The 21,944-nt window shown below is 60.0% G+C and carries 20 protein-coding genes; all 20 read right to left on the reverse strand.

Features of this window, described 5'->3' with window-relative positions; all coding sequences use genetic code 11:
* Window positions 1–186 precede the first annotated feature (186 nt).
* Window positions 187–1,866: a ribonuclease J gene (locus tag ACFOTD_RS00530; protein WP_378114747.1), complete on the reverse strand. Its 1,680-nt coding sequence runs from the start codon at window positions 1,864–1,866 to the stop codon at window positions 187–189.
* Between the two features lie 234 nt (window positions 1,867–2,100).
* Window positions 2,101–2,976, reverse strand: a complete 876-nt coding sequence (gene dapA / locus ACFOTD_RS00535; protein ID WP_378114748.1) for a 4-hydroxy-tetrahydrodipicolinate synthase — start codon at window positions 2,974–2,976, stop codon at window positions 2,101–2,103.
* 56 nt (window positions 2,977–3,032) lie between these two features.
* Complete coding sequence (dapG, locus tag ACFOTD_RS00540; RefSeq protein ID WP_378114749.1) at window positions 3,033–4,250, reverse strand: aspartate kinase; 1,218 nt, start codon at window positions 4,248–4,250, stop codon at window positions 3,033–3,035.
* Between the two features lie 133 nt (window positions 4,251–4,383).
* Window positions 4,384–5,424: an aspartate-semialdehyde dehydrogenase gene (locus ACFOTD_RS00545; protein WP_378114750.1), complete on the reverse strand. Its 1,041-nt coding sequence runs from the start codon at window positions 5,422–5,424 to the stop codon at window positions 4,384–4,386.
* 49 nt (window positions 5,425–5,473) lie between these two features.
* Entirely contained in the window at window positions 5,474–6,070 is a 597-nt protein-coding gene (locus ACFOTD_RS00550) for a dipicolinate synthase subunit B (RefSeq protein ID WP_378114751.1), read from the reverse strand.
* Window positions 6,067–6,963 carry a dipicolinate synthase subunit DpsA gene (gene dpsA, locus ACFOTD_RS00555; RefSeq protein WP_378114752.1) on the reverse strand — a complete coding sequence of 299 codons (897 nt, stop codon included), beginning with the start codon at window positions 6,961–6,963 and terminating at the stop codon, window positions 6,067–6,069. The genes ACFOTD_RS00550 and dpsA overlap by 4 nt, the downstream gene beginning before the upstream one ends.
* Window positions 6,964–7,176: 213 nt before the next feature.
* The gene (locus ACFOTD_RS00560) at window positions 7,177–8,535 is read right to left on the reverse strand and encodes a DUF4179 domain-containing protein (protein ID WP_378114753.1); all 1,359 of its coding nucleotides are present in this window, start codon (window positions 8,533–8,535) and stop codon (window positions 7,177–7,179) included.
* Window positions 8,498–9,127, reverse strand: a complete 630-nt coding sequence (locus ACFOTD_RS00565; RefSeq protein ID WP_378114754.1) for a sigma-70 family RNA polymerase sigma factor — start codon at window positions 9,125–9,127, stop codon at window positions 8,498–8,500. The genes ACFOTD_RS00560 and ACFOTD_RS00565 overlap by 38 nt, the downstream gene beginning before the upstream one ends.
* A gap of 108 nt (window positions 9,128–9,235) precedes the next feature.
* On the reverse strand, window positions 9,236–9,679 hold the full coding sequence (gene dut / locus ACFOTD_RS00570; protein ID WP_378114755.1) for a dUTP diphosphatase: 444 nt from the start codon (window positions 9,677–9,679) through the stop codon (window positions 9,236–9,238).
* Complete coding sequence (locus ACFOTD_RS00575) at window positions 9,642–10,922, reverse strand: M16 family metallopeptidase (protein WP_378114756.1); 1,281 nt, start codon at window positions 10,920–10,922, stop codon at window positions 9,642–9,644. Before ACFOTD_RS00575 ends, dut begins: the two co-directional genes overlap by 38 nt.
* A gap of 92 nt (window positions 10,923–11,014) precedes the next feature.
* A complete protein-coding gene (locus ACFOTD_RS00580; RefSeq protein ID WP_378114757.1) occupies window positions 11,015–12,070 on the reverse strand; it encodes a polysaccharide deacetylase family protein in 1,056 nt (351 codons plus the stop codon).
* Between the two features lie 201 nt (window positions 12,071–12,271).
* Window positions 12,272–14,377 carry a polyribonucleotide nucleotidyltransferase gene (pnp, locus tag ACFOTD_RS00585; RefSeq protein ID WP_378115671.1) on the reverse strand — a complete coding sequence of 702 codons (2,106 nt, stop codon included), beginning with the start codon at window positions 14,375–14,377 and terminating at the stop codon, window positions 12,272–12,274.
* Between the two features lie 167 nt (window positions 14,378–14,544).
* Window positions 14,545–14,814, reverse strand: a complete 270-nt coding sequence (gene rpsO / locus ACFOTD_RS00590; RefSeq protein WP_090115765.1) for a 30S ribosomal protein S15 — start codon at window positions 14,812–14,814, stop codon at window positions 14,545–14,547.
* A 174-nt stretch (window positions 14,815–14,988) separates the two neighbouring features.
* A complete protein-coding gene (locus tag ACFOTD_RS00595; protein ID WP_378114758.1) occupies window positions 14,989–15,963 on the reverse strand; it encodes a bifunctional riboflavin kinase/FAD synthetase in 975 nt (324 codons plus the stop codon).
* Window positions 15,964–16,021: 58 nt separating this feature from the next.
* Window positions 16,022–16,954, reverse strand: coding sequence for a tRNA pseudouridine(55) synthase TruB (gene truB, locus ACFOTD_RS00600; protein ID WP_378114759.1), 933 nt, complete (start codon window positions 16,952–16,954; stop codon window positions 16,022–16,024).
* The gene (locus ACFOTD_RS00605; protein WP_378114760.1) at window positions 16,932–17,936 is read right to left on the reverse strand and encodes a DHH family phosphoesterase; all 1,005 of its coding nucleotides are present in this window, start codon (window positions 17,934–17,936) and stop codon (window positions 16,932–16,934) included. The genes truB and ACFOTD_RS00605 overlap by 23 nt, the downstream gene beginning before the upstream one ends.
* Window positions 17,933–18,289, reverse strand: coding sequence for a 30S ribosome-binding factor RbfA (rbfA, locus tag ACFOTD_RS00610; RefSeq protein WP_378114761.1), 357 nt, complete (start codon window positions 18,287–18,289; stop codon window positions 17,933–17,935). The genes ACFOTD_RS00605 and rbfA overlap by 4 nt, the downstream gene beginning before the upstream one ends.
* A gap of 33 nt (window positions 18,290–18,322) precedes the next feature.
* Window positions 18,323–21,268, reverse strand: a complete 2,946-nt coding sequence (gene infB, locus ACFOTD_RS00615) for a translation initiation factor IF-2 (RefSeq protein ID WP_483862629.1) — start codon at window positions 21,266–21,268, stop codon at window positions 18,323–18,325.
* Window positions 21,261–21,593 (reverse strand): L7Ae/L30e/S12e/Gadd45 family ribosomal protein, encoded by a 333-nt coding sequence (locus tag ACFOTD_RS00620; RefSeq protein ID WP_378114762.1) that lies wholly within the window; start codon window positions 21,591–21,593, stop codon window positions 21,261–21,263. Before ACFOTD_RS00620 ends, infB begins: the two co-directional genes overlap by 8 nt.
* The gene (gene rnpM / locus ACFOTD_RS00625; RefSeq protein ID WP_378114763.1) at window positions 21,577–21,897 is read right to left on the reverse strand and encodes an RNase P modulator RnpM; all 321 of its coding nucleotides are present in this window, start codon (window positions 21,895–21,897) and stop codon (window positions 21,577–21,579) included. The genes ACFOTD_RS00620 and rnpM overlap by 17 nt, the downstream gene beginning before the upstream one ends.
* Between the last annotated feature and the right edge of the window lie 47 nt (window positions 21,898–21,944).

The raw sequence follows: 21,944 nt of genomic DNA on the forward strand, positions 1-21,944 counted from the left end.
GCGGTCCGACATAGTATGAACGCTAAGGCTCACATTATGCGATTGGAAGGTTCCGTTCTCCCGGCAGATTGGCAACTTGCTTGGACGCAGAAAACGGATCGCATGCGACGCCAAAAAGGCCGCCTGCCCGGACATATCCGGGGAAGCGGCCTTCGGTTTGAGTGTGGGGGTTGCTTGTTCTTTCGTTTATACTTCCATGATGATCGGCAGGATCATCGGTCTTCTTCTCGTTTGCTCGTAGAGGAAACGCCCGAGCGCGTCCTTTACGTTGGTCTTAAGCGAAGCCCATTCGTTGACATTGTCGCTCATCAGCTTGTGGAGCGTGCCCGTTACGATGCGGTTGGCTTCATCGAGCAAGCCTTCGGATTCGCGTACATATACGAAGCCGCGGGAAATAATGTCCGGACCCGACAATATCGTGCCGTCCTGCTTGGACAACGTCACGACGACGACCAGAATGCCGTCCTGGGACAGCAGCTTGCGGTCGCGGAGCACGATGTTACCGACGTCCCCCACGCCCAGTCCGTCGATCAGCACGTTGCCGGATGGGATCTTGCCTGCCTTGCGCGCGGTCCCGTTCTGGAACTCCACGACGTCGCCGATGTCGCACAGGAAGATGTTCTCCCGCTCGATGCCGACCGACTCGCCGAGCAGGGCGTGATGGCGAAGCATCCGGTATTCACCGTGAATCGGAATAAAGTACTGCGGACGAATCAGGTTAAGCATGAGCTTCAGCTCTTCCTGGCTGCCGTGACCCGATACGTGAACGCCGGATACGGAGCCGGGCCCGTAAATGACGTGCGCGCCGAGGCGCATGAGCTCATCGACCGTACGGCCGACATATTTCTCGTTGCCGGGAATAGGCGTCGCCGAGATAATGACGGTGTCGCCGGCAAGGATGTCCACCTTGCGATGCGTCGAACGCGCCATGCGGGACAACGCGGACATCGGCTCGCCCTGACTGCCCGTCGACAGAATCACGACGCGGTCCGCAGGCAGCTTGTTCACTTCTTCGGGCTCGATGATCATGCCTTCCGGAACGTCAAGATACCCCATTTCCGATGCGATCGTAACGACGTTCACCATGCTGCGGCCGACGACGGCCATCTTGCGGCGCGTCTCGGCAGCGGCGTTGATGACCTGCTGAACCCGGTGGACGTTCGAAGCGAACGTAGCTACGACGACGCGCTGCTTCGCCCGGCGGAAGATCTCCTCGAATTCCTTGCCGATATTGCTCTCCGACGGCGTGAATCCGGGACGCTCCGCGTTCGTGCTGTCCGACAGCAATGCGAGCACGCCGCGCTTGCCGATCTCGGCCATCCGTTGCAGGTCAGCGTATTGATCGTTGACAGGCGTATGGTCGAACTTAAAGTCGCCCGTGTGTACGACGACGCCTTCGTGCGTCTCGAGACAAACGCCGACCGAGTCCGGGATACTGTGGTTCGTGCGGAAGAAGGACGCCTTGATCGAGCCCATCTGCACTTCCGAATCCGCGGTAATCAGGATGCGCTTGGTGTCGCCCAGCAATCCCGCTTCCTTCAGCTTGTTTTCGATGAGCCCCGTCGTCAGACGCGTAGCGTAGATCGGAACGTTAAGCTGCTTCAATACGTAAGGAAGCCCGCCGATATGGTCCTCGTGACCGTGCGTGACGAGGATGCCGCGAACCTTCTCTCGGTTGTCGAGCAGGTGGGTAATGTCCGGAATGACCACGTCGATGCCGAGCATCTCTTCTTCCGGGAATTTAAGGCCCGCGTCGACGACGACGATATCGTTCCCGTATTGAACGACATACATGTTTTTCCCGATCTCGCCGACGCCGCCAAGCGCGTAAATCAATAATTTGTCTGTGCTGTTTTTCTTGGACAAGTCTAGTACCTCCTACGATAATTCGACGATCCCGATCTATGGAATTGTCAAGTTGCAAATTTTGGCCGCACCCATTCACTCCATCCCATTATACATGATGCCAATCCACTCGTACAAGTCAGGCTAACGAATACGGCCGAATACGATTAATTTCTCCATTTAACGCAAAACCGATGCCGTAGGCATCGGTCGCTCGAAGCGCATATGGAATAAGACCCAACGATCGGCCGGGGTTCAGTTGAACAAGGCTTCGATAAAAGCCCGTTCGTCCTCGGTAGCGGGAGCGAGCGGCAGTCTCACACCGCCTACGTCAAGCCCTTTGGCAGTCAGGGCATGCTTGACGGCGACGGGATTCGGCACGGGATGCGGACACTGGAACAAGCCTTTGAAGACCGGGAAAAGCTTGGCGTTGAGCTGTGCAGCCTCCGCGATCCGTCCTTCAAGGAAAGTATCGATCAATTGCTTCATCTCAGCGCCGACGACATGGCTCGCCACGCTAATAATGCCATAGCCGCCTACGGCCAGCGTCGGAAGCGTAATGCCGTCGTCCCCGCTGTACACGATAAAGCCTTCAGGCGCTCCTGCAACCAGCTCGGTAATTTGTTCGACGGACGCGCATTCCTTGGTTGCCACCACGTTCGGAAGCTGCGCGAGCCTAAGCGTCGTGGCTGTCGATAAACTCACGACTGTGCGGCCCGGCACATTGTACAAAATAACCGGCAGCTTCGTCGATTCGGCGATCGCTTTAAAATGCAGGTACAGACCCTCTTGATTCGGCTTATTGTAATAAGGCGCGACCAGCAGCAGTGCATCGACGCCCGCTTCTGCGGCTAGCTTGCTTAGATGAATAGAATGCGCCGTGTCGTTGCTGCCCGTACCCGCGATAATCTTGGCGCGTCCGGCTGCGCGGCGTACCGAGAAGCGGAACAGCTCAAGCTTCTCCTCTTCGGTCAATGTCGGAGATTCGCCCGTCGTGCCGGATACGACCAGGCTATCCGACTTTTGAACCTCGATAAGCTCGTCGATCAGCCGGCCCGTCGCTTCCCAATCGATTTGCAGTTGCTCGTTAAATGGCGTCACCATCGCTGTAATCAGGCGGCCGAAATCCATACCCGTATCCTCCTTCGTCTAAAAGCCGATCCCTATTGTCTAATCCATTATAATCTTCATGATACCGCATGCAAGGCAAAAGCGGAATGAAGCGCCGACAAGGCGGCCGCCATATCCGTCTCGCGCACGAGCACCCAGATCGTGGTGTTCGAATCCGCGGATTGCAGGATCGGGATCTGCCGGTCGGCAAGCGCCTCCACGATCTTCGCCATGACGCCCGGTTCCCCGTTCATCCCGCCGCCGATGACCGAAACCTTGGCACAGCCGCTGCGTACGCGCGGCTCGAAGCCCATCTCCGCAAGCAGCCGCAGCGCAAGCGGCGCGTCGACGTCCGTTACCGTATAAAGAACGCCGGCAGGCATGACATTGATAAAGTCGACGCTGATGCCGTTCTTCGCCATTGCCCTGAACACTTCAAGCTGCGGATTAAGCGCCGTGCCTTCGGCCGAAACGGCAATCTGCGTTACGCCTTTGACATGCGCAAGCCCGGTCACCGTCCGGTCGCTCCAGCCGATATGGCCTTCTGCTGCATTCGCATGCGTGACGAGCGTCCCCTCTCCGTCTGAAAAGGTGGAGCGAACGCGCACCGGGATGCCGGCTTTCATCGCAATCTCGACAGCTCTCGGGTGGATGACCTTGGCCCCGTTATGCGCCATGTTGCAAATCTCGTCGTAACTGACGACTGCGAGCTGGCGGGCTTCGGACACGACCCTCGGATCTGCGGTTAATATGCCGTCGACGTCCGTGTAGATATCCACTACGTCCGCTTGAAGCGCGGCGCCGAGCGCGGTAGCCGACGTATCGCTGCCGCCGCGTCCGAGCGTGGTGATCTCTCCGTCTGCCGTAGCGCCCTGAAATCCCGTCACGATGACGATCTTGCCTTCCGTAAGGCTTGCAAGGATCCGATCGGTCTTCACCTCGACGATACGCGCGGCACCGAACTTGTTATCCGTAAGGATGCCGGCTTGCGCGCCCGTTAAGACAACGCTCGGCAGGTCATGGGCACCAAGCAGACTGCATAAAGTAGCTGCGGAGATTAACTCTCCGCAGCTCATCAGCAAGTCCTTCTCCCGTTCGGCCAGACCGGCGCCGTTCGAGCCGATCCACTCCAGCAGCGTATCGGTCGCATACGGCTCGCCCCGCCGTCCCATAGCGGATACCACGACGACCAGCCCGGCACCCGCTTCGTATTCTCGCCGAATATGACGGAGGACGTGCCTCCGAGCATCAGCATCGGACAGCGACGTCCCTCCGAACTTTTGAACCGTAACCATCGATACATCCTTCCTCGCCTCAAAAATGTCGGAACCGCGTTTTTCCTGGGCGCCGTTCAGAAAAGGGAGGGAATGAGACCGCAACCGTCAGACCAGCCCTCCCCGGCTTCGGGAAGGGCTGGGGGTTGTCGATTTAGGCGCGGGAAGCTGCGATGTGTTCGGCGATCTGTACGGCGTTCCAGGCTGCGCCCTTGAGCAGATTGTCGGATACGATCCACAGATTAAGCGCGCGCGGGTTGGAAAGGTCGCGCCGGACGCGTCCGACGAATACCTCGTTCTTGCCCGCCGCATCGGTCGCAAGCGGATAAAGCTGGCTGTCCGGATCGTCCTGGAGCACGATGCCCGGCGAACCGGCGAGCAATGTCTTGATCTCGCCGATGTCGAAGTCTTGCTTGAGCTCTACGTAGACCGACTCGGAGTGACCGTACACGACCGGGATCCGTACGCAAGTCGCGGTGACTTCGAGCGCGTCGTCGTCCATGATCTTTTTCGTTTCCCGGATCATCTTCATCTCTTCGAGCGTGAAGCCGTTGTCCTGGAACTTGTCGATCTGCGGGATCGCGTTGAAGGCGATCTGATGCTTGACCGGCAGCGATCCTACCGGCAAAATGTCCGGCTGCGGATCGTTGCCAGCGAGCACTTCCTTCGACTGCCGAAGCATCTCGTCGATCGCGCGAGCGCCGGCGCCGGAAACGGCTTGGTACGTCGACACGATGATGCGGGAAATGCCGTAACGGTCGTATAGCGGCTTAAGCGCTGCGACCATCTGGATCGTCGAACAGTTCGGGTTCGCAATGACGCCCTTGTGCTCCGCTACCTTGCCGATGTTAACCTCGGGCACGACGAGCGGTGTCGTCGGGTCCATCCGGTAAGCGTTCGTATTGTCGATGCACACGGCTCCATGCTCGATCGCGTGCGGAATAAGCGCCTTGGATACGTCCCCGCCCGCGCTGAAAAGCGCGATCTCGACGCCCTTGAAGCTGTCCGGCGTCGCCTCTTCGACCGTGTAGGTCTGGCCTTTAAATTCGATCTTCGTTCCGGCGGAGCGCGCCGAAGACAGAAGCTTCAGTTCCTTGATAGGGAAGTTGCGCGCTGCGAGCTGCTTCAGGATCTGTTCCCCAACGGCACCGGTGGCTCCCACGACGGCGACGTTAAACAACGTAGGCGTAGACATGATGATGACTCTCCCCTCTAATCAAAAGACAATCTCTATATGGATAAGTTCAAGCGAATAAAAACCGTTCGATAAGCATCGGCTGCAGCTGCTTGCCCTGAAGGGCGGCTTCGCACGTATCGATCGCCAGATCCATTCGTGCGACAAGCGAGTTGGGCTTCTGCTGCGGATTGTCCTGGCCGAACGGCACGAAGAAAATATTCTTCGCGACGAGCAGCTTCGCGATATTCGCGGCGTTAAGGCCAAGTCCGTCGTTCGTGGAGATCGCCAGCACGAGCGGCCTACCGTTGCGCATCTGGGCCTTGGCGGCCATCAGCACCGGTCCGTCCGTCATCGCATTGGCCAGCTTGCTCGTCGTATTGCCCGTGCAAGGCGCGATGAGCATAACGTCGAATCGCTTGGAAGGACCGAGCGGCTCGGCGTCCACGATCGTACTGATGATCTCGTTGCCCGTCATGCGGGTCAACTCCGATCGCCAATGCGCCGATGCCCCGAAGCGGGTGTCCGTCGTCAGCACGCTCTGGCTGACAACCGGCACGACGTTTGCTCCGGCATCTACGAAGCGCTGGATCTGAGGCATGATCTCCGGCAACGTGCAGTGCGAGCCGGATAGCGCGTATCCGACCGTGATTCCTTGCCAATTCATGGCGCTTCCCCCTGTTTGTAGTCGTCCAGAATGCTCTGGCACAGACTGTTCGCGATGATGCGTCCTGCCGTCTTGGGGGCGACGATGCCGGGCAATCCGGGTGCCAGAAGCGCCTTGATGCCGCGCTTCTCCGCGAACCGAAAATCGGTGCCGCCGGGCTTGGATGCAAGGTCGATAATGACCGCGCGAAGGGGAAGTTTGGAGATCACTTGTGCTGTGACTATCATATTCGGTATCGTATTAAAAATCAAGTCAATATTCCCCGCCAGGCGCGCCAGATCAGCGATGTTGAAGGGCTCGAAGCCCATCTCGTACGCCCTTGCGAATGCGTCTTCCCGACGCACGCCCGCCATCACGACCGCCCCGAGTCCCTGCAGCGACCGGGCCATCGTCATCCCCGTCCGGCCGAGTCCGAGCACCATGCATCTCGAACCGTGAATCGTAATGTCCGTATGCTGAATCGCCATCATCAAGGCGCCTTCCGCCGTCGGTATCGAATTGTAAATGGCTACGTCGTCCCGCTCGAACAGCTCTACGACCGTCAGCCGGTGCTTTTCTCCGATCTTGCGCAAATAGGATCTGGCAAGTCCGGTATAAATTTTGCACGTTTTCGGCAATGCGGCGGCGTAATCGTCCGTAAACTTCAACTCTTGATCCGTGAAAATCGCCGAGACCGCACCGTCCTCTTCCGTTCCGGCCACAGGCAGCAGCAGCGCGTCCGCGCTTCGCAGCGCTTCCGGCGTCCACTCCGCCTTGGTCACGCCCGAAAAAGGCGTGTCGAGACGCTCGAATCCCATCAGCGTTACCGTCGCATCGAGCTCGGTAAGCCGCCTTATGACCTCGAGCTGCCGCGCGTCGCCTCCGGCGACGATAATATGCACGCCCGTAAGCATGACTTCTCCCTCCTTTGACCTTGGCGCCTGGCGGCTTCCTCAGCGCAGACGGCCGAGGCCGATGCCCCCGGGCGTTGGCTCGCGGCTCGGGCGGCACGCATCGCGACTTGCATAGCACATCGTATGCAGACGCCCCCCGGCGGGTGCGGATGCGCGGGGAAACGCGAGGGCAACGAAAAAGCGCGAAGCGACTATCGCCTCGCGCGGAATAAATCATTGATCTAGCGGTATTTCGATACGGTACGGCTTCTCGATGTATTGCGGATACATGTACACGTCGAAGGTTAGCGGCTGGACGTAATCGCCGGTCGAAAGTTCGTACCGATCTTCCTCGAGCATGTATTCTCCGCCCGCAAAGCCCATTGACGTTCCCAACGCCGTAGCTGTCCCCTTTTTCCCGGCCGCGTCGACGAACGGTCCCGCGAGCAGCATGTAACCCATATTGTCGTCTTTGCGCGACCGGGTAAGCTTGAACGTAACGAACGTTTTTCCAAAGCTTGTGTTTACGTCACTCACCGCCACCTGGCCGTCCGGCGCTTGGACGATCGACTTATGATCCGTGTCGACGACCAGACGAAGCTTGCCCTTGTCGACGGCTCTGAACCAGGAGCCGGTCAGATACAGCTTCTTGGGCTTGCGGAAATAGCTGCTCTTAAACTCGAAGTGCGCCTCATTCTTCTCGGCTGCGCCTAAGCTAAAATTCGGGAGGTTCCATTCCTTGCCGGCGTCGTCTACGATCCGCATGTCCCCGCCGCCGAATATCGCTTTCGTGTTGCTTTCCGCGTAATATCCGTCGATCGCAATCTGCAGCGGCGAGATCCGTGCCTGCTCAATTACGATTGTTTGTCCGTCGACTTCGATCGTTTCATTCAAAGGAATCGTCCGTCCGTTTCCCGCGAACAGCTTCTTGTTAACGGGAAAGGAGACGGCGTAGGTCGCATTCCGCAGCTTGACCGACAAGCCCAGAACATCCGGCAGCGGCTCGCGCTCCGGGAATAATATCTCGATCGAGTCCGTCTGGGATCGCGCCTCCTCCGCGCCTTGAACATTGCCGGCCGTTCCGTAACCTAGCCCCAGCTTACGTCCCGTACCGTCTGTCCAGTCGATGTCTTGCATGGACAATTGTTCGCCGGGCGCGAGTCCATCCAGCGTGTATACGAGCACCATGCGAGACTCGTCGGCGACGATGCCTTCTACCGTCAGCTTGAGTCCGTCATGCTCGTCGGACACGCCCACCTTTTGCAGGTATCCGTTGTCGATCGCGTCCTGCAGCGTATCGTCGTTCGGATAATCGTGACGAATCGCTTCGACGAGCGCTTCCATGCCGGGAATCTGACGAATGGCCGACGCGAAGGCGGGAGATACCCGAATTGAAGCGAAACAAACGATCAGCGCTAAACAGGCAGCCGCACCGGCGAATAGTCTTCTTCGAAATTTAAAGCGTTGCCTTTTTACATGCACCTTTCCTAACTCCAACCCGGCCATAATCGCATCGTCCGTCCGCCGGAGCAGATCGGAATCGGAGGCCCGCTCCTCAATCCGCGCCCAAAAATCGCGCCGCTCCTTCTCCATCCAGCGTCCCCTCCTCCCCCAGCTCCCGCCTTAATTGAGCGAGCGCTCTGTTCAGCCAAGTTTTAACCGTCCCCTCCGGCCGCTCCAGCAGCTTGGCGATATCGCTTAATGTCATGTCTTCCGCATACTTTAATATGATGACTCGTTTCCATTTCGGGTCCAAGTCTGCAATCGCTTCTTCGAACTTCATGGAATCTCCTGGCTCCGAAGCGAATGCAGCCGGCTCAGGCACTTTCTCCACGGGCCGCTGCCGCTTGCGACGCTTCTGCTCGTCGGCGCACACATTCATCAAAATGCGGATCAGCCAAGTTTTGAAAAAAACCGGTTGCTTTAAACCTGGCAGCTTGGCATACGCGCGGCAAGTCGTTTCCTGGATCGCTTCCAGCGCCGCGTCCTCGCTAAGCAGGTATGCGAACGCAACGCGCAGCAGCGTACTGCGGGCCAGGCCCATCAGCTCAAGAAAAGCTTGGTCGTCGCCATTTTTTGCGCGTGCGGCAAGCAGCCGTTCCGTTTCCTGATCCGCAGCTTGCAGTCCTTGCGGACCGTCCGGCGCCCGCTGACCGGTCAGCCTCGCCTCTCCCTCTTCCTTCAAGCGACCCGACCTCCATTCCCAACATTAGACTGCCGAGAGCCGCTAACGGTTTCGAAAACCATAAAAAAAGTCTTGCAGGGCATGGATGCCCTGCAAGACTTTTTAAACTTAAACTCCCGTATGGCCGAAGCCGCCGGCGCCCCGCACCGTATCCGGAAGCTCGTCGGTCTCCTCGATCGTAACCTGAGGCACCCGCTGAAACACCATCTGCGCTATGCGCTCGCCGCGCTCGATCGCGAAGGGCTGCTGCCCCAGGTTCACGAGCAGCACCTTAACCTCGCCCCGGTAATCGGCATCGATCGTGCCCGGCGAGTTCAGGCAGGTAATGCCGTGCTTAAAGGCCAGACCGCTGCGCGGTCTGATCTGGGCCTCAAGTTCCGCGGGCATCGCCATTGCGAAGCCTGCCGGAATCAATGCCCTGTCGCCCGGCGCGAGCACGACCGGCTCGGCCACGGCGGCATGAAGGTCAAAACCCGCAGCCCACTCGGACATGCGGCGCGGCAGCGGAACGTCTTCATTCCCCGGCAGCCGCTTCAACTGGATTGGATACAACGAATTCCCTCCCTATTCCCGACAACACCTTATCTTGCGAACCGACAAGCGCCAAAGCCGCGGGCTGGCTCATGATGCGGTCCATCATGTGAGCGACGTCATCCATCGTGACCGCGTCGATTCGTTCGATCATCTCGTCGAGCGTCAGATGGCGTCCGAGCATAAGCTCGTTTTTGCCGAGCCGGTTCATGCGGCTGCTCGTGCTCTCGAGGCTCAGAATCAGGTTGCCCTTGAGCTGCTCCTTGCCGCGGTTCACTTCGGCTTCGCTCATTCCTTTGGCATGCGCCTCGGAGAGCATCTCCATCGTCAGATCGTAAACGTCCCTCGTCTGCTTCGGCGCCGTGCCCGCATATACGGTGAACAAACCGCTGTCCGCATAACTCGTATGGTACGAATAGACCGAATAAGCAAGACCGCGTTTTTCCCGGATCTCCTGGAACAGACGCGAGCTCATTCCGCCGCCGAGCGCATTGTTAAGCAGCGTCATCGCGTACATTTTCGGGTCGTCGATCGGACAGCCTGGAAAAGTAAGGCACAGATGATTCTGCTCCGTTTTTTTCGTATGGAACAGCGCATCGGACCTGAAGGCTGGCGCAGATAGCGTCGGCGCTTCCGAATGAATCGCAAAGTCGCCGAAGTGCTTTTCGAGCAAACTCAGCACGCTCTCGTCCACGTTGCCCGCCAGGCTGACGACCGTATTGTCGATCGTATAGCGGCGAGTCATATACCCTCGCAGATCGTCCGGGCCCATCGCATGCAAGCGCTCGGCCGTCCCCAGGATCGAGTAGGCCAGCGGATGATCGCCGTACGCAGCCGTAGAGGCCAGGTCGTGAACCGTGTCGTCCGGCGTATCGTCGTACATGGCGATCTCTTCGAGGATCACGTTTTTTTCCTTGGCCAGCTCTTCCTCGGCGAGTTGGGATTCGAAGAACATGTCAGATAAGATGTCCACGGCGATCGGCAGATGCTGATCAAGGACCTTGGCGTAATAACACGTATACTCCTTGGCGGTGAAGGCGTTGACGTTGCCGCCGATGCCGTCGAAGCGGTCGGCGATATCCTTCGCCGAGTGGCGGCGCGTACCCTTGAACAGCATATGCTCGACGAAATGCGAGATTCCGTTGTCCGCCGTCGTCTCGTATCGGGACCCCGTCTTCACCCAAATGCCGAACGCAACCGACCTGCTGGTCGGGATATTCTCAATCATCACGCGCAAGCCGTTCTTCAGCGTGTACTTGTTCAACCGTTCTCCCCCTTGCCATGAATGATAACATGATATCAAAAATCGACATCCCTCACAACCGAAGATGCGCCGCAAAGCGCTTCCTTGAAGATTTAATTACCCAGCGCCGACGCATCCAACCGCCGCTCCGACAGCACCTCGGATACCGTTCCGGGCACGAGCCCCTTCGACCTGGTCTGACGGATGATTCCCTTAAGCGCCTGCTCCGTCGTCGATGTCGGATGCATCAGAATGAGCGTTCCCGGCCCAACTCCCGCACCGATCTTCGCGATGACGCCCGCAGCGGGCGGACGCTTCCAGTCGACGGTATCCAGCGTCCACAAAACGGTAGTCAGGCCGAGTCCGGCCGCGATTCTAACCGTTCTTGCGTCGAAATCGCCGGAGGGCGGCGCAAACAGGCGGTTGTCGACGTTTAGCGACTTTTTCAACAGCAATTGCGTCTTGGCGATCTCCTCGAGCTGCTTGGCGTCCGTAATCGTGCTCATGTTTTTATGCGTGTACGCATGGTTCGATACCTCGTGACCGCGCCGGATGATTTCTTCCGCCGCTTCCTTGTTTTTGCTGAGCCAGCTCCCGTCGAGGAAAAACGTCGCTTTGACATGCTCGTCGTCCAGCGTCTTTAATATAGAAGCTAAATATTCGTTGCCCCATGCGACATTGATCATCAACCCCACCGCAGGCTTCGCCGGATTGCCGCGATAGACCGGCGAAGGCGGCAGATCCCGCAGCGATACTTTTGGTGCGATCTCCTTGTACACCCAGGGAACCTTGTCCGCGGCGCCTGCTGCCGATTCGGCCGTCCACCCCGCCGCTTTTGCCTTCGCGTACGTCGCTTCCACGTCCACCGACCTGCCGTTGTACCCCGGTATCGCCTTCCATACCCGGTCGACCATTGCATCCTTAGCCGGGATCTCGCGTTTTTGCGCTTCTTTCTTAAGCCACGCCATCAACGGTTCTTCCCCGTACGATTGCTCTTCCGCCGTCGGCCGGTCCTTGCCGCCGAGGAATCCCGTCTCCGCGTATGTCGCCTCGCCGCTTGCAGACTTGGCTGACTCCACGTATGCGTGCAGCGGACCGTACCGGCCCGCCCCAAGCAGCAGGACGAGCAGCGCCAGCATGACCGCGGGCGGCCAACGCGTTTTGCTCATGGCAGGTTCCCAGCTCCTATCCGGGCGCGGACGCGCCCCTCGCTTGTCTACATCCTATGCAATCGCGGCGGATATTATGAACCGTGGCAAGATGCAGATGCCTTCATTGCGAGGGGCAACGCTTCATTCGCAAATAAAAAAAGAGACTGAAAAAACCGGTCTCTTTTGCTTATCGTATGCGATTGAAGAAGCGAGCGGCGATTACTGGCCGCTCTGGACCTGCTCGGTCGTGAGCAGCGCCTTGCGGGAAAGGTTGACGCGACCCATGTTGTCGATCTCGGTGACCTTGACCATGATCTTGTCGCCGATCGCGACGGCGTCCTCGACCTTGGCTACGCGCTCGGTCGACAGCTGGGAAATGTGAACCAGGCCGTCTTTGCCCGGCAGGATCTCGACGAACGCGCCGAACTTCTCGATGCGCTTAACCGTGCCGAGATACGTCTCGCCGACGATGACTTCGCGGACGATGCCTTCGATGATCGAACGCGCCTTGTCGTTGGCTGCCGCATCCGAAGAGGCGATGTAGACGGTGCCGTCCTGCTCGATATCGATCTTGACGCCGGTCTCCTCGATGATCTTGTTGATGATCTTGCCGCCGGAACCGATGACGTCGCGGATCTTGTCCGGGTTGATGTGCATCGTAATGATTTTCGGCGCGTATTTGCTCAGTTCCTTGCGCGGCTCGGTCATGACTTCCATCATCTTGCCGAGGATGAACATGCGGCCTTCCTTCGCTTGCTCGAGCGACTGCGTCAGGATGGAACGGTCGATGCCGTCGATCTTGATATCCATCTGGATCGCGGTGACGCCCTTCGCCGTGCCTGCCACCTTGAAGTCCATGTCGCCGAGATGGTCTTCCATCCCTTGGATATCCGTCAGGATCGTGAAGTGGTCTCCGTCCTTGATGAGGCCCATCGCCACGCCTGCGACAGGCGCTTTAATCGGCACGCCTGCATCCATCATCGCCAGCGTGCTGGCGCAGATGCTCGCCTGGGACGTCGAACCGTTGGATTCGAGCACTTCGGAGACAAGACGAATCGTATACGGGAACTCAGCTTCAGACGGGATGACCTTCAGCAGCGCGCGCTCGCCGAGTGCGCCGTGACCGATCTCGCGGCGTCCCGGCGCGCGGAGCGGACGGGCTTCGCCGACCGAAAACGGCGGGAAATTGTAGTGATGCATAAAGCGCTTGGATTCTTCGAGACCGATGCCGTCGAGAATTTGCACTTCGCCGAGCGGACCGAGCGTACAAATGCTGAGGGCTTGGGTCTGACCGCGGGTGAACAGGCCGGAGCCGTGCGTGCGCGGCAGCAGCGATACGTCGCCGGAGATCGGACGGATCTCTTCCGGCTTGCGGCCGTCGGGGCGCACCTTATCGTGCGTAATCAAGCGGCGAACTTCGTTTTTGACGATATCGTAGAGCACTTCCTTGACATCGCCGAGCTTGCCAGGCTCGTCCGCGTAAACGGCGGAAAAATGCTCGACCGTCTCGGCGTTGACCGCATCGATCGCTTCCTGACGGGCATGCTTTTCCTCGATGCGGACGGCTTCGACGAGTCTTGCTTGCGCAAACGCGCTGACGTCGCTCTCAACGGCGGCATCGACGGTATGCAGCTTGACCTCCATCTTCGGCTGGCCGGCGACCGCGACGAGCTGGTTAATCGTGTCGACGATCTTCTTGATCTCGTCGTGGCCGAACATGATCGCTTCGAGCACGTCGGCTTCCGGCACTTCGTCGGCTTCGGCTTCGACCATCATGATCGCGTCCTTCGTGCCTGCGACGACGACGTGCATGTCGCTCTTCTCTTCCTCGGCAACGGTCGGGTTAATAATGAACTTGCCGCCGACGCGGCCGACGATGACGCCGCCGATCGGTCCGTCGAACGGAACGTTGGAAATGGCGAGCGCCGCGGAAGTGCCGATCATCGCCGCGATCTCCGGCGGACAATCCTGGTCAACGCTCATGACGAGGCTGACGATCTGCACGTCGTTGCGGAAGCCTTCGGGGAACAGCGGACGGATCGGACGGTCGGTCAGACGGGAAGCCAAGATGGCTTTTTCGCTCGGACGTCCTTCGCGCTTGATGAAGCCTCCGGGAATTTTGCCGACGGCATACAATTTTTCTTCATAATTGACGGTCAGCGGAAAAAAATCCAGGTCCTTCGGTCCGGAAGAAGCCGTAACCGTGGACAGAACGACCGTATCTCCGTAGCGGACGACAACGGCGCCGTTCGCCTGCTTCGCCAGGCGACCCGTCTCGAGCGATAACGGACGGCCGCCGAGCGACATCTCTACTTGGTGTGCCAGTGCAATCCCTCCTCAAATTAGACATATGTAAATTCGACATACTCTCTATTATTTCCTGCCGCACGAATCTTAGGCGCTTGGAACAAGCCTTAAGCTTGAAAAAAGCAACCCGCCGCCCCGGGTCGATACCCGTCTGGCTAAGCAGGTTGCTTGTGTCGCGAAGCAAATTAACGGCGCAGGCCGAGCTTCTCGATCAGCGCGCTGTAACGCTTGACGTCCTTGTTCTTCAGGTATGCCAGCAGCTTGCGACGTTGGCCGACCATCTTAAGCAGGCCGCGGCGCGAGTGGTGGTCTTTCTTGTGGGACCTGAAGTGGGTCGTCAGGTTGTTGATGTTTTCCGTCAGGATCGCGATTTGAACTTCCGGGGATCCGGTGTCCGAAGCGTGCGTCTTGTGCAGCTCGATCAGTTCTTGTTTGCGCTCTTGCGTCAATGCCATCCCAATCACCTCCGTGTTCGATTTGTCTAATCGCCTGTGGCCGAGCTGTCGCCGGTGAGAGCGTCCGGCCAAGCCAAGGTTCTTATGAAGCCGGCATAGCCGACAACGTACAACATTATAGCACAAAGCCTAGGATCATAGCAACAAGCGTCTAGTACGCGACGGTCGACTATCTCAACGTAATCCGAGCGACCGCAATTCCTCGCGCGCCCGCTCGGCATCTCTGCCGATCTGCGACTTGAGCTCCTCGAACGAAGCGAACTTCGTCTCCGGACGCAAAAAGCGGTGGAACCGCACGGTCAGCGTGCGGCCGTACAGGTCGCCCTGGAAGTCGAACAGATTGGTCTCGAGTCTCGGCGCGCCGCCCGGCGCGTCGAACGTCGGACGGACGCCGACGTTGATGACGCCGGAGAGCTCGCGCTCCCCGTCGTCCGCGCCGCCCACCGTCACCGCGTAGACGCCGTGCCGCGGAATGACGTAAGGCACGGCCGGCAGCATGTTCGCCGTCGGAAAGCCGAGCAAACGCCCGCGGGCGTCGCCATGTACGATCTCGCCCGAGATCGCATAAGGACGTCCGAGCAGCAATGCCGCAGCTTCGCAATCGCCTTCCGCCAGACACGCGCGAATCCGCGTGCTGCTGATCTTGGCATCGCCCTCGAACACCGGCTCGACGACGCGAACCGTGATGGCGTCGTCGCTCAGCTGCCGGAGCGCCTCTGCATCGCCTTGCCCGCGATGGCCGAACCGGAAGTCGAAGCCGACGACGGCGGTCCGCACCCCGAGCGGCAGCAGCAGGCGACGGACGAAGCTCTCCGCGGACACTTCAGCGAAGCCGTGATCGAAAGCCACGACATAAGCCAGTTCGATCCCAAGCTCCGCGAACAGCGCCAGCTTGTCCTCAAGCGGCGTCAAAACGGTATGGTAACCGTCCTTGCCGAGCACGGTACGCGGATGCGGGCTAAACGTCAGCACCGCCGGCGTGAATCCCTGCTCTCTCGCGGACGCTACCGCCTGGCGGATTACTTCGGCATGCCCTCTGTGCACGCCGTCGAAAAAGCCGATCGCCATGGCAATGCGGTCCCGGCAGGCGCCGGACGGCAGCCCGCCGTCCATCGTCAACATCGTATGCGTCAAATCGTAACGTTCCACCCTGCTGTCCCCCTGCATCTTCGAAAGAGCAAGGACCGCCGCGGGGCGGTCCCTTACTTCACTCTTCCGGATGAAATACTTTGACAGCCTTGAGCCGGCGGCCCGGCATGTCCGACTCGAACAGGCCCAGAAAAGCGCCGTCCTCGCGATAGAGACGCCACAAGCCGGCTTGCTCCGGCAACAGCGAGAGCAGCTCGAACGGAATGGCCTTGCCCTGCTTCGCATTCAACGCAGCCAGTGATCCGCCGGTCACGCGCGGAAAAGGAACGAGATCGTCGGCCGGAACCAGCCGGTCCCCGAGCCCGCCGTTCTCCCGCAAAAGCGCGATCTCCTCCAGCGTCAAACTGTCGCCGGGAGAGAGTCCCGCGCTTTCCGTCCGCTTAAGAACCGCCATCGCTGCAGGCACGCCGAGCTTGCGGCCGATATCGACGCAGAGCGTGCGGATGTAAGTGCCCTTGGAGCAGCGAACCGAAAAAGAAGCCTCGGGCTGCGGTACGCCCGCCTTGATCTCTCCGATCCGAATCTCGTGGATCGTCACCGGACGCGCCGGGCGTTCGATCGTAACGCCCTCCCTGGCGAGCTCGTAAAGCCGTTTGCCGTCGACCTTCAAGGCGGATACCATAGGCGGCACCTGCATGATGTCGCCGACGAAAGAGAGAATCGTCTCCCGGATCCCGGCTTCCGTCAATCCCCCGGCATCGCAGGTTTCCAGCACCTCGCCAGTCAGATCCTCGGTATCGGTCGCGATGCCGAAGCGAATCGTCGCTTCGTACGTCTTGGGGAGTTCCTGCAAATACTCGACCATCCGCGTCGCTCTGCCGATGCAAATCGGCAGCACGCCGGTCACGGCCGGGTCAAGCGTCCCGGTATGTCCGATCCGCTTGACGCCAAGGATTCTCCTGGCTTTGGCCACGACGTCGTGAGAAGTCCACCCCGCCGGTTTCCATACCGCCAGCACGCCTTCGTAGCTATGCGTTTTGGCTTGCGTCATGCGATTCCAGCGCCTTTCCTACCGCAGCCGTCATTTGGCCGATCGCGTCATCAAGCGCAGCCGCCACCCGGCAGCCCGCCGCGCGCACGTGGCCGCCGCCCCCGAACTGCTGGGATACGGCCGCGACGTCGACCTTGCCTGCAGAGCGCAGGCTGACCTTGACGGATGTCTCCGCGTTTTGCTTGAACAAGATGCCGACCTCGACGCCCTCGACGTTGCGAGGAAAGTTCACGATGCCTTCCAGGTCCTCGTTTTTGGCACCGGTGTCCGCCATGTCCTCGGGCGTTACCCAAAGCCAGGCGATGCGCTTGTCGGCGCTGAACGTCAGACGGGACAACGCCCGCTGAAGAACGAGCATCTGCTGAAGCGTCATCCGCTCGAGCAGCAGCTCGGCCAGCATCGGGCCGTCCACGCCCAGATCGATCAAGCGGGAAGCGATCGCGAGTACGTTCGGCGTCGTGTTACTGTAGCGGAATCCGCCCGTGTCGGTGAGCATGCCCGTATAAATCGCCGTTGCGGCGTCCTTATCCAGGGCAATGCCCGCGCGCTCAATCAATTCATATAGAATCTCGGCCGTCGCCGCGGCGTCCGAACGCAGCAAATTAACGAGGCCGAAGCCATTGTTGGTCGGATGATGATCGATGTTCAGCATCTCGAACTGATCCTCGAACCGCTCCTGCGCATTGCCGACGCGGCTGAAATCCGCGCAATCGACCGCGATGACATGACGATAGGCGCGCCCGGCCGTGCCGGACGCGTTCGTCTCAATCTGGTCGCTCCCTAGCAGATAATGCAGGCGCTCGGGAACGGGGCCTTCATTGTACATGGCGTAGCTTTTGCCCAACTTGCCCAGCAGCCAGGCGACGGCCACCGTAGAGCTGATGGCGTCGCCGTCGGGCTGAACGTGCGAGACGACGAGGAAGTCGTCCCGCTCCCGGATAAAGTCGACTGCGGCGTCGAGCTGCGCGGTCCAGGCGTTCATGAAGGCTGGTTTCCTTTGTTGATGTCCGCCAGCAGCGCTTCGATCCTGCTGCCGTACGCGATCGAACTGTCGAAACGGAATTCGATCTCCGGCGTATGCCGCAGCCGCATGCGGTTGCCGAGCTCCGAACGCAGGAACCCTTTGGCCCTGGCCAGCGCATGCAGCGTAGCTTCTTTCTGTTCGTCGCTGCCCAATATGCTTAGATACACGCGAGCCTGGGACAGATCTCCCGTCACGTCGACGCCCGTCACCGTGATAAAGCCGATGCGCGGATCCTTCAGCTCGGTCTGGATCAGCGAGCTGATCTCTTTCTTGATCTGTTCGCCGACACGGCCGACGCGGAATTTAGCCACTGTCCATCCCCTCTTCCCTGCTTCTTGCTCGGATTAACGCTCGACGGACTCCATGATGAACGCCTCGAGAACGTCGCCGATCTGAAGATCGTTGAACTTGTCGAGCGTAATGCCGCATTCATAGCCTTCCGAAACTTCCTTCGCGTCATCCTTGAACCGCTTGAGGGAATCGATCTTGCCTTCGAAGGCGACGACGCCACCGCGCACGAGGCGCACTTCGGCGTTGCGGGCGACCTTGCCGTCCGTGACCATGCAGCCGGCGATCGTGCCGACCTTGCTGACCTTGAACGTCTCGCGGACTTCGGCGTGGCCGATGACCTTCTCCTTGAATATCGGATCGAGCATGCCCTTCATCGCCTGCTCGATCTCCTCGATCACCTTGTAGATGATGCGGTGGAGACGCAGGTCGACCTTTTCCTGTTCCGCGGCTTGCGCGGCGCGCGGCTCCGGACGGACGTTGAAGCCAATAACGATGGCAGCCGACGCGAGCGCAAGCGACACGTCAGACTCGGTGATCGCGCCGACGCCGCTGTGGATCGTTTTGACGCGCACGCCTTCGACTTCGATCTTCTCGAGAGAGCCCTTGAGCGCTTCGAGCGAGCCTTGAACGTCCGCCTTCAGGATGACGTTCAAATCCTTGATCTCGCCTTCCTTGATCTTGCTGAACAGGTCCTCGAGCGTAACCTTCTGGTTCGAGCGCATCGATTCCTGACGCGTCTTGATCGAGCGCTTGTCGGCGATCTCGCGCGCCTTGCGCTCGTCCTCGAACACCATGAACGGATCGCCTGCTTGCGGCACTTCCGTCAAACCGGTGATCTCGACAGGCGTCGAAGGCCCGGCTTCTTTAACCCGGCGTCCGCGATCGTTGGTCATCGCGCGGATCCGTCCGAAGCAGTCGCCGGCAACGAACGCGTCGCCGACCTTCAGCGTACCGTTCTGCACGAGAATGCGGGCGATCGGCCCCTTGCCCTTGTCGAGCTCGGCTTCGATGACCGTGCCGCGCGCACGCTTGTCGGGATTGGCCTTGTAGTCGTTCACTTCGGAGACGAGCAGGATCATCTCGAGCAAGCCGTCAAGGTTCAGGCGCTGCTTGGCGGACAGTTCGACGAAGATCGTATCGCCGCCCCAGGCTTCTTGAACGAGACCGTACTCGGTCAGCTCTTGCTTGACCTTGTCGGGATTCGCGCCCGGCTTGTCGATCTTGTTGACTGCCACGATAATCGGCACGTTCGCCGCCTTCGCGTGGTTGATCGCTTCGACCGTCTGCGGCATGACGCCGTCGTCGGCCGCAACGACCAGAATCGTAATATCGGTAACCTGGGCGCCGCGCGCACGCATCGTCGTAAACGCTTCGTGACCCGGGGTATCCAGGAACGTAATTTTTTTGCCGTGCACTTCGACCTGGTATGCGCCGATGTGCTGGGTGATGCCGCCGGCTTCGCCGCTCGCGACCTGCGTCTCGCGGATCGCGTCGAGCAGCGTCGTCTTGCCGTGGTCGACGTGGCCCATGATCGTGACGACCGCGGGACGGGTGATCAGATCGGCATCTTCGTCGTTCTCTTCGATCGTCTCGAAGTTGGTGTCTTCGACCGCGATCTTGACCTCTGTCTCGACGCCGAATTCGCCTGCGATGAGCAGGATCGTATCCATGTCGAGATCCTGGTTGATCGTCGCCATGACGCCCATCATGAACAGCTTCTTGATGACCTCGGAAGCGTCCTTATGGAGCAGCTTAGCCATATCGCCGACAGTCATCTCGCCGCGGATAATGATTTTCTTCGGCGTATTGTCGATCTTCTCGCGCGGAGGCATGTTGCTGCGGCCTCTGGCGTTTTTGCCGCCTTTGCCCTTGCGGGGGCCGCCGCGCCCGGATTCCTCAAAGCGCCGGTTGAAATCGTTGTCCTTGCGCTTGGCACCGGCAGCGCCGCCCCGGTTGAAGTCTCCGCCGCGATTGTCCCCGCCGCGGTTGTCGCTGCGCTGTCCGCCCGGACGGCTGCCGAAGCCGCCGCCTTGGCCGCCGCGTCCTGCAGCTGCCGCCGGAGCCGGTGCCGGGCCTCTGCCCGCGCCGCCGCCAAAGCCGCCGCCGCCCGCAGGACGGTTGCCTTGATAACCGCCGCCGCCTTGACCGCCCGCAGGACGGTTCCCTTGGTAACCGCCGCCGCCTTGACCGCCCGCAGGACGGTTCCCTTGGTAGCCGCCGCCGCCTTGACCGCCCGCAGGACGGTTCCCTTGGTAGCCGCCGCCGCCTTGACCGCCCGCAGGACGGTTGCCTTGATAGCCGCCGCCGCCTTGGCCGCCCGATGGACGGTTGCCTTGGTAACCGCCGCCGCCTTGGCCGCCCGATGGACGGTTGCCTTGGTAACCGCCGCCGCCTTGGCCGCCCGATGGACGGTTGCCTTGGTAGCCCCCGCCGCCCTGGCCGCCGCCTTGACGGTTGCCTTGGTAGCCGCCGCCTTGGCCGCCGCTCTGACGATTGCCCTGGTAGCCGTCGCCGCCCTGCGGACGATCCGAAGCAGGCGCGGAAGGCGCAGCGCCGCTCGGCGCGCTAGGCTGCGAAGGGGCAGCCGCTTGCGGGGCCGGCTCCGATGCTTGCGGTGCCGCCGCGGGCGCAGGCGCGGGAGATGGCGATGGCGCCGTCGGCGCAGGCTGCGCCGGACGGGACGCTACGGAAGCGGTCTCCTCCGAGCGACGCGCCGGCTGTTGGCCGCCGCCCTGACGGTTCTGGCCGCCTTGCTCGCCTGCCGGACGGTTGCCGGCCGGCTTGTTCTGCGCCATCTTGGCCGCCGCGTTCGCCTTGACGTCGCGGAAAAACTTTTCCACGGCGCCGACCATGCCGTCTTCCATGACGCTCATGTGGTTGTTGACGGGCTTGCCTACCCGCTCGAGAATTTTCTGCACTTCTTTGCTGCTCATGTTCAACTGCTTGGCGTATTCGTACACCCGCAGCTTATCTTTGTTATCCGATTGTTTATTACTCAATATTCTCCACCTCCGAATGTTGAACGAAGCCCTCGCGAACGAGATTCGCAAAGCCTTGGTCCGTGACGGCGAACAACACGCGCTCGGGCTTGCCGACGGCGCCCCCGAGGTCGTACCGGGAGTAGCCCGTCAACAGCTCTACGCCATAGCTTGCGCATTTGTCCGCCACTTTCTTGCGCGTATTGTCGGAAGCGTCCCGGGCAATCACCACCAGCTTCGCTTCGCCCGCGCGAATGCTCTTTAGCACCGTCTCGTCTCCCGAGACGAGCTTGCCCGCCCGCATGGCGAGCCCCAGACGCGACAGCGTCTTATCGCTTTTCGTCATCGCCGTCATCCAACTCCTTCGCGGCGATGAATTCGCCTTCCAGCTTCAAGAACTCTTCCTCCAGCCTGTCGTAAACCTCGGGCGGCACGGGCGCCTTAAGCGCGCGCTCCAGCGCCTTCGTCTTCTTGGCCAGCTTGAAGTAGGACAGCTTGCCGCACAGATAGGCGCCCCTTCCGGGCTTTTTACCCGTCAGATCGAGGGAGATCTCCCCCGTCGGCGACCGGACGATGCGGATGAGTTCTTTTTTAGGCATCATTTCCTGGCTCGCGATGCATTTGCGCTGCGGTATCTTCCTCGGTCTCAAGGTTCCTCGCCTCCCATGCGGACCGTCTATATGATTGCCGCTTGAAA

This window comes from Cohnella sp. GCM10012308, assembly GCF_042649185.1.
Classification (GTDB): Bacteria; Bacillota; Bacilli; order Paenibacillales; family Paenibacillaceae; genus Cohnella.

What these genes read in the sequence shown, in the direction of transcription:
- dapA (WP_378114748.1), bottom strand. Translation starts at nt 2,976, where the DNA reads ATGGATTTCGGCCGCCTGATTACAGCGATGGTGACGCCATTTAACGAG.
- dapG (WP_378114749.1), bottom strand. Translation starts at nt 4,250, where the DNA reads ATGGTTACGGTTCAAAAGTTCGGAGGGACGTCGCTGTCCGATGCTGAT.
- ACFOTD_RS00545 (WP_378114750.1), bottom strand. Translation starts at nt 5,424, where the DNA reads ATGTCTACGCCTACGTTGTTTAACGTCGCCGTCGTGGGAGCCACCGGT.
- ACFOTD_RS00550 (WP_378114751.1), bottom strand. Translation starts at nt 6,070, where the DNA reads ATGAATTGGCAAGGAATCACGGTCGGATACGCGCTATCCGGCTCGCAC.
- dpsA (WP_378114752.1), bottom strand. Translation starts at nt 6,963, where the DNA reads ATGCTTACGGGCGTGCATATTATCGTCGCCGGAGGCGACGCGCGGCAG.
- ACFOTD_RS00560 (WP_378114753.1), bottom strand. Translation starts at nt 8,535, where the DNA reads ATGGAGAAGGAGCGGCGCGATTTTTGGGCGCGGATTGAGGAGCGGGCC.
- ACFOTD_RS00580 (WP_378114757.1), bottom strand. Translation starts at nt 12,070, where the DNA reads ATGAGCAAAACGCGTTGGCCGCCCGCGGTCATGCTGGCGCTGCTCGTC.
- rpsO (WP_090115765.1), bottom strand. Translation starts at nt 14,814, where the DNA reads ATGGCATTGACGCAAGAGCGCAAACAAGAACTGATCGAGCTGCACAAG.
- truB (WP_378114759.1), bottom strand. Translation starts at nt 16,954, where the DNA reads ATGACGCAAGCCAAAACGCATAGCTACGAAGGCGTGCTGGCGGTATGG.
- ACFOTD_RS00605 (WP_378114760.1), bottom strand. Translation starts at nt 17,936, where the DNA reads ATGAACGCCTGGACCGCGCAGCTCGACGCCGCAGTCGACTTTATCCGG.
- ACFOTD_RS00620 (WP_378114762.1), bottom strand. Translation starts at nt 21,593, where the DNA reads ATGACGAAAAGCGATAAGACGCTGTCGCGTCTGGGGCTCGCCATGCGG.